The 12866-nt window shown below is 63.1% G+C and carries 12 protein-coding genes; 4 read left to right on the top strand and 8 right to left on the bottom strand.

All coding sequences use genetic code 11. The features are described 5' to 3' along the window. Positions 1 to 600: 600 nt before the first annotated feature. The 3 genes from ACEK02_RS17620 to ACEK02_RS17610 all read right to left on the bottom strand — a co-directional run bounded on the left by ACEK02_RS17620 (position 601) and on the right by ACEK02_RS17610 (position 3856). Entirely contained in the window at positions 601 to 1599 is a 999-nt protein-coding gene (locus tag ACEK02_RS17620) for a Bug family tripartite tricarboxylate transporter substrate binding protein (RefSeq protein WP_371422873.1), read from the bottom strand. A 167-nt stretch (positions 1600 to 1766) separates the two neighbouring features. After that, positions 1767 to 2717, bottom strand: coding sequence for a polysaccharide deacetylase family protein (locus ACEK02_RS17615; RefSeq protein ID WP_371422872.1), 951 nt, complete (start codon positions 2715 to 2717; stop codon positions 1767 to 1769). Next, entirely contained in the window at positions 2696 to 3856 is a 1161-nt protein-coding gene (locus tag ACEK02_RS17610; protein WP_371422871.1) for an FAD-dependent oxidoreductase, read from the bottom strand. The genes ACEK02_RS17615 and ACEK02_RS17610 overlap by 22 nt, the downstream gene beginning before the upstream one ends. A 295-nt stretch (positions 3857 to 4151) precedes the next feature. On the opposite strand from ACEK02_RS17610, the gene ACEK02_RS17605 reads away from it, so the two are divergent. The 4 genes from ACEK02_RS17605 (at position 4152) to ACEK02_RS17590 (ending at position 7290) form a co-directional block, all read left to right on the top strand. After that, positions 4152 to 5120 carry an ABC transporter substrate-binding protein gene (locus ACEK02_RS17605; RefSeq protein WP_371422870.1) on the top strand — a complete coding sequence of 323 codons (969 nt, stop codon included), beginning with the start codon at positions 4152 to 4154 and terminating at the stop codon, positions 5118 to 5120. Beyond that, positions 5120 to 5941: an ABC transporter ATP-binding protein gene (locus tag ACEK02_RS17600; protein ID WP_371422869.1), complete on the top strand. Its 822-nt coding sequence runs from the start codon at positions 5120 to 5122 to the stop codon at positions 5939 to 5941. The genes ACEK02_RS17605 and ACEK02_RS17600 overlap by 1 nt, the downstream gene beginning before the upstream one ends. Position 5942: 1 nt before the next feature. Then, complete coding sequence (locus ACEK02_RS17595; protein WP_371422868.1) at positions 5943 to 6692, top strand: ABC transporter permease; 750 nt, start codon at positions 5943 to 5945, stop codon at positions 6690 to 6692. A 67-nt stretch (positions 6693 to 6759) separates the two neighbouring features. Further along, the gene (locus ACEK02_RS17590; protein WP_371422867.1) at positions 6760 to 7290 is read left to right on the top strand and encodes a MarR family winged helix-turn-helix transcriptional regulator; all 531 of its coding nucleotides are present in this window, start codon (positions 6760 to 6762) and stop codon (positions 7288 to 7290) included. Positions 7291 to 7364: 74 nt separating this feature from the next. Here the strand turns inward: ACEK02_RS17590 and ACEK02_RS17585 are convergent, their stop codons facing one another. From ACEK02_RS17585 to ACEK02_RS17565, 5 genes are all read right to left on the bottom strand, one after another. Continuing rightward, the gene (locus ACEK02_RS17585) at positions 7365 to 8141 is read right to left on the bottom strand and encodes an HpcH/HpaI aldolase/citrate lyase family protein (protein WP_371422866.1); all 777 of its coding nucleotides are present in this window, start codon (positions 8139 to 8141) and stop codon (positions 7365 to 7367) included. A 64-nt stretch (positions 8142 to 8205) separates the two neighbouring features. After that, a complete protein-coding gene (locus ACEK02_RS17580) occupies positions 8206 to 9291 on the bottom strand; it encodes a malate/lactate/ureidoglycolate dehydrogenase (RefSeq protein ID WP_371422865.1) in 1086 nt (361 codons plus the stop codon). 51 nt (positions 9292 to 9342) lie between these two features. Then, positions 9343 to 10086: an ABC transporter ATP-binding protein gene (locus ACEK02_RS17575; RefSeq protein WP_371422864.1), complete on the bottom strand. Its 744-nt coding sequence runs from the start codon at positions 10084 to 10086 to the stop codon at positions 9343 to 9345. Continuing rightward, complete coding sequence (locus tag ACEK02_RS17570; RefSeq protein ID WP_371422863.1) at positions 10086 to 11864, bottom strand: ATP-binding cassette domain-containing protein; 1779 nt, start codon at positions 11862 to 11864, stop codon at positions 10086 to 10088. The genes ACEK02_RS17575 and ACEK02_RS17570 overlap by 1 nt, the downstream gene beginning before the upstream one ends. Further along, positions 11861 to 12736 carry a branched-chain amino acid ABC transporter permease gene (locus tag ACEK02_RS17565; protein WP_315842989.1) on the bottom strand — a complete coding sequence of 292 codons (876 nt, stop codon included), beginning with the start codon at positions 12734 to 12736 and terminating at the stop codon, positions 11861 to 11863. The genes ACEK02_RS17570 and ACEK02_RS17565 overlap by 4 nt, the downstream gene beginning before the upstream one ends. Between the last annotated feature and the right edge of the window lie 130 nt (positions 12737 to 12866).

Genomic DNA, 12866 nt, shown 5'->3' with positions numbered 1-12866 from the left:
TGCCCGACGTTCCGCCTGCGGTGTTTTGTCGGCTTGCTGAATGCTTGCCCAAGCAACCGATCAAGGTCACCCTTGTTTGGCCCTGCGCGACAGGGCCGGGGGAGCGCAGCTATCGGGCCGGACGCGTTTCGAATCTGGTCGTCCGTCACTTGATCCGCGGGCCCGTTCCATCCGCCAGCAAACCGTCCCGCCTGTCCCAGTGGTATCCTGACCACAGGCGATGCGGCCTGTCCGCAGACAGCCGGTCCCCACACATCCCGTGACGCCGCATCTCCGGCGTCCACCGCATCCCGCCCCGCAATCGTGACGATCGCGATCGCCCCTCTCGGTGGGGCAGGACGAGAGGGAAAATAATCAAGATGGGGATGCTGTCAATACGGATAGGAAAAAATGTTTGGGTGCTGTCTTGCCGCCCCACCCTCGTCATTCCGGGGCGCGGGCGCGTCTTCGCGCGCGTGAACCCGGAATCCCGGCATGGGAGTCTCCGATCGCGCCGAACACGTCGAGATTCCGGGTTCGCACTACGCGGCTGCACCGCTTCGTGCGCCCCGGAATGACAGTGTGTGGCGGACCGGACTGCCAGAGTACCTCCAGACCCAACTATTGCGGCTGCGGTCCCAGACCCGCGGCAAGCTCGGCCCAGATCGGCGCTTCTTCCTTGTAGAGCGCCTGGCTCGCCTCCAGCGTCATCGGGCCTTCATTGATACCCTGGCTCTTGAGGAGTTCACGAACGCGATCGCTCTTTCCCGCCGCGACGAACAACGCAGACAGTTTTGATACGATCTCGGGAGGCGTCTTCGCCGGCACCACGCATCCCTGAAAGGTCAGCAGCCCATGCGCGCGCGACGTCGCGCCCTGCTCGCGAAACGTTGCGACGTCAGGGAGCGCGTCGATGCGGCGGCGCGACACCGCAACGGCACGGGCCTTTCCGGTCTGCAGCACCGGCAGCGCCGCTGCATAGCTGCCGATGCCCGCATCGATAGATCCGCCGGCGAGATCCTGCCACATCGGCGCCTCGCCACGATAATGCACCGCCTCCATCTTCAGGCCGTACTGCTTGTTGAGCTCGACGATGACCATATGCGCGAAGGAACCGGACGCATATGTGCCGACATTCACCTTCTCGGTCTTGCGCGCATAGTCGATGAAGTCCTTCAGCGTCTTCGCGCCGACCTTCTCGCTCACCATGAATGGCAGACTGCCGCCCGGCATCACCGCGACCCAGGCGAAGTCCTTGATGACATCGTATTTGACGTCCTTGATGAGGACGGGATTGAGCATATAGGCGGTGGTGTTGCAGATCATCAGCGTGTGGCCGTCGGGATCGGAGCGCTTCAGCTCCATCGCTGCCACGGCGCCGCCGGCACCGGCCTTGTTCTCCACCACCACCGTCTGCCCGAGTTCACGTGACAGATATTCGCCATAGACGCGCGCGAATTGATCGGTCTGGCCGCCGGCTGCGGAGCCGGCAAGAATCTTGATGGGTTTGGTGGGCCAGGTGTTCGCGCGGACGAGTGACGGCGCGCTGAGCAATGCGGCTGCGCCTGCACTCGCAGTAACAAATTGACGACGGTTGAGCAGACGCAGGTTGTTTCGCACGATCATCCTCCCGATTTGACCCTATCTCTGCGGATAAGTGTATCGAGTATGACCGGCTTGGCCTGCGAAGGCAAAGCAGCAGTGGCACGCACAGATGTTCGGAGAATACATGCTGGAACTGGCGTGCATGCCATCAGTCGGAATATTGCCCGGCCGTCACCGGCGCGTCAGGGTTTCGGCGGAAAATGCGTTCGCCAATGCTGCGCGATATCGATGCCGCGGCAAAACCATACGCCATCATGCGCGCTCATGTGTTCGAGCATCCTGATGAGCCCGCCGACACGGCCAGGACGGCCGATCAAGCGGTCATGCAGACCGATGGACAGCAGTTTCGGCGCGCCCGCGCTGCCTTCAGCGTAGAGCACATCGAATGCGTCGCGCATGTAAGTGAAAAACTGCTCGCCGGTCGAGAAGCCCGAATTCTCATTGAAGCGGTTGTCGTTGGCTTCATAGGAATACGGCACGACGAGAAACGGACCGTGCTCGGTCTTCACCCAATAGGGTAGCTCGTCGGCGAGCGAGTCGCGGTCGTAGAGAAAGCCACCTTCCTCCGCGAGCAGGCGCCGCGTATTCGGACCGGGACGGCCGGTCATCCAGCCGAGCGGGCGGCTGCCGGTCAGCTCGGTGAGTATCTCGATCGCCTTGCGGATATGAGCGCGCTCGGTCGCTTCATCGACATCGCAATAATCAATCCAGCGATAGCCGTGACTCACCATCTCGTGGCCGCGCGCAACGCAGGCCTTTGCGAGTTGGGGATTCTGCTCCATCGCCCGCGCGACGCCGAGAATACTCACCGGCACCTTGAAGCGATTGAGAATATCAAGCACGCGCCAGGCGCCGCGACGGCTGCCATATTCGAACCCGGACTCCACCAGCGGAACGCGAACGCCCTCTTTCGCCGGCACGCCGATGTCATTCAGCATGCCTTCGGAGGCTGCATCACCATTCACCAGCGTGGACTCGCCGCCACCTTCGATATTCAGGTTGATACTGACCGCGATCTTCGCGCCATTCGGCCAGCCCGGATCGGGTGACGTGGCGCCGTAACCGACCAGATCACGTTCGATCATCTGCTCCGGTCGGATGTCACCGGGCTTCATCGCTGCAAATTCGGGCATAGGGCCTCCGGAATGGCTCGGTCGAGTGGCACGGTGCAGGCATCATAACGGAAGAACCAGTCGGTCTCCGTCGGGCCATGCATCCACGAATTGGCGATGGAAATCTGCTGGATGTCGGCGACGCGCGGGATGCGGATCATCGTGTAATGCGCGAAGGCCTTTGCGGGATCGCCGAATTCGGCGATGCAGCGGCTGAGGATCGCGGCGTCCTCGATGGCCGCCGAGCCGCCAGCCGCCATGAACGGACGCACCGCGTGGCAGGCATCGCCCATCAGCACCACGCGGCCCTTGTGCCAGGTGTCGTTGCGCGGCCGGTCGAAGATCGGCCACACGGTGACGTCTTCGGCTGCTTCCGCTGCGCGTTTCAGGTCAGGATGCGCATCGTCGAACGCAGCGATGAATTCATCGCGGTCGCCCTTCACCGGCGAACCGTCGCCATCCCAGCGCGCCATCGGCAGCGCGGCCATCACATAGACTTCCTGCCGATCGGGCGTCATGTAGTAAGCAAGCGTGTGGCGATCCGGCGCCCACCACTTGGTGCAGTCGTCGATCGGATCACCCTTGATACGGCTCGCCGGAAATACCGCGCGCGGTGCAGAACGCCCGATGAAGCGCGGCTCTTCCGCGCCCAGGACGAGTTCGCGGGTGATGGAACGAATGCCGTCAGCGCCGATAGCGATATCCGCTTCCGCGCTTGTGCCGTTCTCGAAGCTCAAGGTGAGCGCATCGCCGCGCTCCTCGAAGCCGGCGAGCTTGTGGCCGAAACGGATGGTGCCAGGCGCGAGCGGTCGCTGCAACAGTTGGTGCAGATCGGCGCGGTGGATATTGACAAAGGGGCCGCCGAATCGCGCTTCGCAGTCGGCGTCGAAATCGAGCTTGTAGAGCTGTTCGCCCGTATCCCATGCGCGGCTCAGAAACGCATCGGGCCGGATACCGGTCGCCGCGAAGGCATCTTCGAGATCGAGCCGGCGCAGCACCTTCGAAACATTGGCGCCGAGAATGATGCCGGCGCCGATGCGCGAGAAACTTGGCGACTGCTCATAGACCACGACCGGGAAGCCGGCGCGTTGCAGCAGCCCCGCCACCGTCAACCCGGCGAGACCCGCGCCAAGAACGGCGATGCGTGTTCCGCGATCCATCTCGTACCTCGTTCCAGCGGCGCCATAGCGTCCGGGCAACAGATCATTCGATATCTAACGATTTTGCATAGAACGGGCTGATCGCGGCTGTCAAGCAACGGCAAGGCCGCCTCAGAAACGAGCCATATGCGTATATTTCATGCGAATTTTCGTCGAGCGCGATGAGTTTTTGGGCAGCAATGCCGTTGATCTTCCTCAAGGCCGCCCTTAGAATTTATTCGACTGCGAACGAATTTGAGGCGCCGCTGGCGCACCGAAAGCCGGCCTCCCCTCATCCGCCACTGAAGGTCAGACCATGAAATTCCGCGCTCGCCTCACCGCCGCCCTGCTCGCGACCCTGGCTACGGCCGGCGTCTCCAGCGCGCAGACCGCCGAGATCAATTTCATCACCGATTTCGGCTTCAACGGCCGCCACGCCTATTTCTACGTCGCCCGCGAAAAGGGCTACTACAAGGCCGAAGGCTTCGACGTGAACTTCGTGCGCGGCCAAGGCTCCGCCGACGCCATCAAGAAGGTTGCTGCCGGCGTCGCCACGTTCGGTTTCGCCGATGCCGGTTCGCTGGTGCTGGCGCGCGGCAATGACGGCGTGCCCGTGAAGCTGGTCTCGGTGGTCTATGCGAAGCCGCCGCAGGCGATCTTCGCCATCAAGGGCAGCGGCATCACGTCGCCGAAGGATCTCGAAGGCAGGACCGTCGCCGACACCGCATCAAGCTCGGTTCGTCTGCTGTTCCCGGCTTTCGCCAAGGCCGCCGGCATTGACGCCAGCAAGGTGAAGTGGGTGGTCGCCGAAGGCTCGGCGCTGCCGTCGCTGCTCGCCAATGGCCGCGCGGATGCGATCTGCCAGTTCTCGGTCGGCGAGCCGCTGATTGCAGCAGCCGTGGCACCGAAGGAAATCATCCGCATCAACTACGCCGACTCCAATCTCGATTACTACGGCAACGGCCTGATCGCCTCCGAGGAGATGATCGCAAAGAGCCCGGATCAGGTGAAGGCCTTCGTCCGCGCCACCATCAAGGGCATGAAGGACGCCTTCGCCAATCCGGCAGAGGCCGCCACCATCATGGCGAAGTATCAGAAGGAACTGCAGCCGGCGGTCATCGAAGGCGAGACCAGGCTGGTGAAGGAACTCGCAGAGGTGAAGGGATCGCTCGGCCATATCGAGCCGAAGAGCATCGCCAGCACCGTCGAGGTGATGTCGACCAACTTCACGCTGAAGAATCCCGTGAAGCCGGAAGACCTGTTCGCGCCGGGCTTCATCGACTGATGACCGCGTTACCCGCACACAATGACGCGCCGTCGCGAACTGCCGCGGCGGTGGTTCCTGCGATCGACCTCAAGGGCGTCACAAAGACCTATCCCGGCAAAGGCGGCAAGGCGACCCACGCACTCGGCCCGGTCGATCTGCGCATCGATCCCGGCAATTTCGTCTCGGTGGTCGGCCCGTCAGGCTGCGGCAAGTCCACGCTGCTGCGCCTCGTTGCCGGGCTGGAAATGCCGGACGCCGGCACCATGCAGCGCTATGGCACGCCGCTCGACGGCCCGTCGCATGAAGTGGGCATCGTGTTTCAGGAGCACGTGCTGTTTCCATGGACCAGCGTGCTCGACAACGTATTGCTTCCCGCCGACGTGCTGGCGCTGCCGAAAGCCGCCGCGCGGGAGCGTGCGCTGAAACTGCTCGAACTCACCGGCCTGAAGGATTTCGCCCATCAGCGCCCGCAGGCACTGTCCGGCGGCATGAAGCAGCGCGCCGCCTTCTGCCGCGCCATGATCTCCGATCCGCGCCTGCTACTTCTCGACGAACCTTTTGGCGCGCTCGACGCACTCACCCGCGAGGAATTGTCGCTTGAACTCTCGCGCCTCTGGCAGGAACTGGGGCGCGCCGCACTGCTGATCACCCATGACATCGAGGAGGCGATCCTGCTCGGTGACCGCGTGCTGATCATGTCGGAACGTCCCGGCACCATCCGCGCCGACATCATCATCGACCTGCCGCGTCCGCGCGATGCAGATACCGTGAAGCTGCCGCGCTTTCAGGAGATCAAGAACCAGATCCGCGACATCATCTTCAACCGGACGGGTGGCTGACGTGATCTCGCGCTTCATCGACCGCGCCGCCACGCCGCTGATCTATCTGGCGCTATTGATCGGCTGGGAACTCATCTGCGACGCCCTGAAGATTCCGACATGGATCCTGCCGGCGCCCTCCGAGATCTACACATCCGCCGTAAAGTGGGCGCCGGAGCTAGCCTCGAACACAATCGTGACATTGCGCGAGACCGTGCTCGGCTTCGTGCTGGCGATCGCGCTGTCGCTGCCGCTGGCGATCATCATCAGCCTCAATCCACTGGCGCGCCGGATCATCTATCCGATCCTGCTCGGCCTGCAGTCGGTGCCGAAGGTCGCCGTGGCGCCGCTAATCATCCTGTGGTTCGGCCTCTCGGAATGGCCGAAGATCCTGGTCGTGGTACTGGTCTGCTTCTTCCCGATCCTCGTCAACATGGTCGCCGGCTTCGAGGCTGTGCCGAGGACCATGCTCGACCTGATGCGCTCGCTCGGCGCCTCGCCGCATATGGTGTTCCGCCGGCTGCGCGTTCCCGTGGCGCTGCCGCACTTCTTCACCGGCTGCAAGGTGGCGGTGACCTTCGCCGTGATCGGCGCTGTGATCAGCGAATTCGTCGCCGCGCAGGACGGGCTCGGCTATCTGATCCTGACCTCCACCGCGCAGTCGCAGACGCCGCTCGCTTTCGCCGCCATCGCACTGCTCACCGTGTTGAGTATTGCGCTGTTTCACGGCATCGAGTTTATCGAACAAAGTGTGATCGACTGGACGCCCTGACACCATGGCTAACGAGACATCGGGATCGAAACCGCCTTCGCGCCGCCCAACGCGCGCGCGTGCGGCAATGCGCGAACAGGTCGATGCCATTTTCTCGCAGTGGCAGGCGGAGCGGCCGGATATCGATACTAGCCCGGTGCATATCTACGGCCTGATCGGCCGAATTCAGATGCAATGCACGTCCCTCATCGACGAGGCGCTCGCGCCCTTCGAATTGACACGCGGCACCTATGACGTGCTGACGGCGCTGCGCCGCGCCGGCGCGCCCTACAGCCTGTCGCCGAAGCAGATCGCCCAATCGCTGCTGCTGTCAGGCGCGGGCCTGACCAGCCGGCTCAACAAGCTGGAGGCGCAGAACTACCTGGCGCGGCTGCCGGAACCGAATGATCGCCGCACGCTGCGTGTTCAGCTTACGTCGGCGGGCGAGACCGTCATCAACGAAGCGATTCCGCGGGTGTTCGACGTGCAGCGGGAGTTGCTGGCACCGCTCGGACTCGAAGGGCAGCAGCTGCTGATGCACGAACTCACGCGCTTCGCCGACGTGATCGACGGCCGGCAGAGCGGGGCGAAAACGGACGCAGAATCGTCCGAGCAATGATCGTCAATCTCTAACACCGTCATTCCGGGTTCGCGCGCATTGCGCGCGCCCCGGAACGACGAGATTGTGGCCGCTTACGCCTTGCCGCCGGAGCCCTTGCGGGTGTCGTTGACCCACGACTTCGCACCTGTTGCCAAGATGCCGCTGTCGTTGAGCAGCGTCACCAGCTTGAAGCCCATGCCGATGTTTTTCGCAGCACCCTCGGGGCCCGAGCAGTGAATGCCGGGATTGAGGCCGCGCTTGTCGCATTCCTTGATCAGCTTGTCGTAGATCTTCAGGATCTCAGGCTCTTCGCGGTCGAGCTTCGGCACCAGGCCGTAGGAGAAACCGAGATCGGAGGGACCGACATAGACGCCGTCGATGCCCTCGACGTCGAGAATGGCTTCCATGTTGTCGACTGCGGTCTTGGTTTCCAGCATCGGCAGGCAGATGATGTCGGCATTGGCCGTCTTCTGATAGTCGCCGGCGCCGCCATACATACCGGAACGGATCGGGCCGTTGCTGCGGGTACCGCGCGGCGGATACTTGCAGTACTGCACGAAGTTCTCGGCTTCTTCCTTGGTATTGACCATCGGGCAGATCACGCCATAGGCGCCGCCGTCGAGCACCTTGCCGATGATGCCGGGCTCGTTCCATGGCACGCGGACCATCGGCGTCACCGGATGCGCGCCCATCGCCTGGAAACATTCCACCATCGACATGTAGTCCTGCACGCCGTGCTGGATATCCACGGTGACGCTGTCGAAACCGCACTGCGCCATCACCTCGGCGGAGAAGCCCGACGGGATCGCCAGCCAGCCGTTGACGGCGACCTTGCCCGCCTTCCAGATTTCCTTGACCTTGTTTGCCATCGTCGATGGTCCTTCTTTTGGTTGGTAGTGGTGACTTGAGTGCAGCAGAGTTGAGTTCGAAAAACTACGAGGTCGCCTTCTTCACGGCCTCTTCGCTGACGCCAACGTCGCGCGCGGTCTGCACGATGGCAGCCCAGGTTTCGTCCGGCAACGGCACGCCATTGGCGGTGCGCTCGGCGCGGGTCTTCGCCTCGTTGTCGCCGGGGATCAGAACCGCATCGACGCCGGCGGCCGGCTTGGCGCTCTTGAAGAAGTCGACATAGCGCGCCACTTCGCCGTCGAAGAAATTCGCAGGGTCGATCTTCTTCGGATCGATATAGATCGAGAACATGCCATTGGCGAAAGGCCGATCATACTTGGTGGCACCGTTGCCGGTGAGCGCGCCGCCAAGCAATTCGCAGATCAATGCGAGGCCCGAGCCCTTGTGATCGCCGAAGGCGCGGATCGCGCCGGTGCCCTTGGAGTGATCGCGCGGACCTTGCATCTCATGCGGGCCGTAGAGCAGCGCCGGATCTTCGCTCAGCGTGCCGTCGGGCGCAATCAGCGCGCCCTTCGGCAGCTTCTTGCCGCCGCGCGAGGCCACCAGCACCTTGCCTTCGGCCACCACCGAGGTCGCGAAATCGAGCACCACCGGCATCTGTCCGGGACGCGGAATGCCGACGCAATAGGGCGCGGTGGAGAGACGACGCTCGACGCCGCCATAGGGCGCGACCAGCACCGAACCGGCAGCGGTGACGAAGTGAATCGAGACCAGGCCTTCGGCCGCGGCCATTTCTGCCCAGTCGCCAATGCGGCCGATGTGACCGGAATTCTTGGTGGCGATGGCGGAGAGACCCGCGGCCTTGCACTTGTCGATGCCAAGCTTCACCGCCAGCGGTCCGACCGTCTGGCCATAGCCGAAGCGGCCATCAACGACGGCGAGCGACGGCGTATCGACGGGGATCTCGATGGTCTGGTTCGGGGTGATCATCCCGTTATTGCGCCAGCGGATATAGACCGGCACGCGGATGACGCCGTGACTGTCATGACCGGTGAGGTTCGCGGTGGTGAGATAGGTCGCGATGCGCTTCGCCTCTTCCGGGGAAGAGTCCGCATGGGTGAAAACGTCGGCGACGAAATCGATGAGCTTGTTGACTTGAACTGTAACCATGACGGGACATTCGTCCTTGTTGATGGGCAGCGAGGCCGTCGGTGCAAGCCCTCAATGGGCCGCAAGACCCGCTGCAGGTTTGCCGTGACCGCCGAGATAGGCGGCTGCGATGGCTTCGTTGGCCCAGAGATCCTCCGGCTTGCCGCCAAGCACGATACGGCCTGTTTCCAGCACATAGCCCTGATCGGCGACGGATAGTCCCATGCGCGCATTTTGCTCCACAAGCAAGACCGTGGTGCTCCGGCGGATTTCCGTGATGATACGGAACACCGCCTGCACGATGACCGGCGCAAGGCCAAGCGACGGCTCGTCGAGCAGCAAGAGGCGCGGCTTGGCCATCAGCCCGCGCGCGACGGCGACCATCTGCAACTGGCCGCCGGACAGTGTCCAGCCGAGCGCATCGGAGAATTTCCGTATGTCGGGAAACAGGTCGAACATCGCATCGGCTTCATGAGACAATTCGGCCTTGCTCGCTTTGCGGTTGGAGCCGCCGAGCATGATGTTCTCTTTCACCGTCAGGCCGGGAAACACCCGCCTGCCCTCCGGCACGTGCGAAATGCCCATCCGCACGATGGCTTCCGGCCCGAGACCTGCAATGGACTTGCCGTCGAACAGGATATCGCCCGAGGCCGGTTTGGCGAGACCGGAGATCGCGCGCAGCGTGGTCGACTTGCCGGCACCATTGGCACCGAGCAGCGTCACCACCTGCCCTTCCTCGACATTGAACGACACACCGCGGAGCGCGACGATTTCGCCGTAACGGACATTGAGGTCGTTGATTTCAAGCAGCGGCATCAGTCTGTTCCGAGATAGGCTGAGACGACATCGGGATGGCGCAGCACCGCCATCGACTCGCCGTCGGCGATGCGACGTCCGAAATTCAGCACGGTGATGTGCTGAGCTGCTTCCGACACCAGCGTCATGTCGTGATCGATGATCAGGATGGTGAGCCCCTGCGCCGCGATGCGCTTGAGCAGCTCATGCAGCTCAAGCTTCTCGGTCGAGTTCAGTCCGGCGGCGGGTTCGTCCAGCAGTAGCAGCGTCGGGTTCGCCGCCAGCGCGCGCGCGATCTCGATGAGGCGTTGATGGCCGTAGGAGAAGCTGGAGATCAGCTCCATGGCGCGCGGGCCGAGGCCAACGAAAGTGAGCGCCGCCAGCGCCCGCTCGGTCAGCGCGGCTTCATCGCCCTTGCCGGTGAGCGTATTGCCCGGGCGCTCGGCGCCGATGATGACGTTTTCCAGCGCGGTCATGGAGCGGAACAGGCGGATGTTCTGGAAGGTACGTCCGAGGCCCGCAGCCGCGCGCAGATGCGGCGGCATGGTGGTGACGTCGGTGCCGTCCAACACCACCTTGCCCGAGGTCGCGTTGTAGAGACCCGACAGCACGTTCAGCGTCGTGGTCTTGCCGGAGCCGTTCGGCCCGATCAGCGCATGAACGCCGCCGCGACGCACCGATATGTCGACCTGATCGACGGCTTTCAAGCCGCCGAAATGTTTCGACAGGCCGGTGACTTCGAGCACCATGTCACCGCCGGTCGCCGCCGGCCGGAGCTGCAGCGGCGCGCTTGTCACGGCCACCTTCTTGCTGCTGCGCATGCGATCATAGGCCGCGGTGACGAAGCCCCAGATGCCGTCCGGCATGAAGCGGATGATCAGGATCACCGACAGACCGTAGATGGCGAGATAGAGGCCCGGCACGCTCTTGAGGAAGCGCAGCCATTCCGGAATCAGGATCAGCAAGCCCGTGCCGATGGCCGAGCCGATCGGGGATGCCACGCCGCCGAGCAGCGACATGGTCAGGAACACGATGGATTCGGCGAAGGAGAACTGATCCGGCGAGATATAGGCGAAGCCGCCGGCGAACAGACCGCCGCCAAGACCGCCGAGCACGGCCGATATGGCAAAGGCATAGACCTTGGTGCGGAACACATCGATGCCGTTGACGCCGGCCGCAAGTTCGTTGTCGCGCACCGCGCGCATGGCACGGCCGAGCCGCGTCTCCGGCAGATGCCAGACGATATAGCCGATCAAAGCGAGCATCGCGACGCAGAAAGCGAGATAGGACTGCGACGACAGGAACAGCGACGGGCGCCCGATCTTCGACACGCCGTCCGGCCCCTTGGTAAGCCAGATCGCATTGATCATCACCAAAGTGACGATCTGCTGGAACGAGATCGTCACCATTGCGAGATAGTGGCCGCCGAGCCGCAGCGTCGATAGGCCGAGCACCGCGCCGGCGACCAGCGCCATCACGCAGCCCGCCAGCAGACACAGCCAGTAGCTGAGCTGATAGTCCGTGGTGCCGATGCCGACCGCATAGGCGCCGAAGCCGAAGAAGGCCGCCTGCGCCAGATTGATCTGGCCGCACAGGCCGAGCACCACCGACAGGCCGAACACGGCGATGGCGAAGGTGGTGGCCTGCATCAGGATGTTGAGGATGTAGCCGTCGAACTGCATCGACGACGCCAGAAACACCACGATGGCGGCACCGATGAAATATGGCGCGTGGCGCAGCAGCAGCGGCTTCGGACGGGTGATGACCACTGCCGGGATATTCTCGCTGGAGGTGCTCATGCTTTCTCCGCGACACGTTCGCCGAAGATGCCCTGCGGACGAAACACCAGGAACAGCACCAGCACGAGGAAAGCGAAGCCGTCTTTATACGGCACGGACACATAGGCCGCGCCGAAGGTCTCGATGATCCCGAGCGCAAGGCCGCCGATAATGGCGCCGGTGACATCGCCGAAGCCGCCGATGATGGTGGCCGCGAAGGCCTTGAGCGCGATGGTTGAGCCCATCTGGATCGAGACGAACAGGATCGGCGCCACCAGGAGACCCGCGAGACCGCCGAGTACGGCCGAATAGATGAAGGTGACCATGATCATCGTCGAGACGGAAATGCCGAGCAGCGACGCCATCTCCTTGTCCTGCGACGTTGCCTGCAGCTTCTTGCCGATCATGGTGTGTTCGAAGAACCAGTAATTGAAGATCACCAGCGCGATGGTCACGCCGATAATCAGGAGATACTGGCTGTCGAGATAGACCGGTCCGAGCTGGATGCCGGGCGTATCGAACCAGCCCGGCAGCACCTGCGGCTGCGGCCCGTACAGCGCCAGCACACCATTGGCCATCAGGATCGACGCGCCGATGGTGGCGATGATCACCGGCAGATAGGTGCGGTGGCGCAGCGGATAATAGACGCCGAGATTGAAGATGACGCCGATAACGGCCATGCCGGCCAGCGCAATGATGAAGGACAGCCAATAGGGCAGTTCCAGATCGACGGCGCAGACCACCATGAGATAGGCGGCGACCATCGAGAACTCGCCCTGCGCGAAATTAACGACGTTTGTCGCTCGGAAGATCAGCACGAAGCCCAGCGCGACCAGCGCATAGACGGCTCCGATGCCGATTCCCGTAAACAGTAACTGCAGTACCAGATCCATCAGGCGCGCTCGGTGGGAGGTGAATTTGCCAAGAACTCGTCATTCCGGGATGCGCCCGGCTTCGGGCGCTGACCCGGAATCCCGGAGTGATGAGCGGAGACAGGCGCTGAACACTTCGGGATTCCGGGTT

This window comes from Tardiphaga sp. (genome assembly GCF_041424195.1).
GTDB lineage: Bacteria > Pseudomonadota > Alphaproteobacteria > Rhizobiales > Xanthobacteraceae > Tardiphaga.
This window is presented reverse-complemented; position numbering and strand designations above follow the sequence as displayed.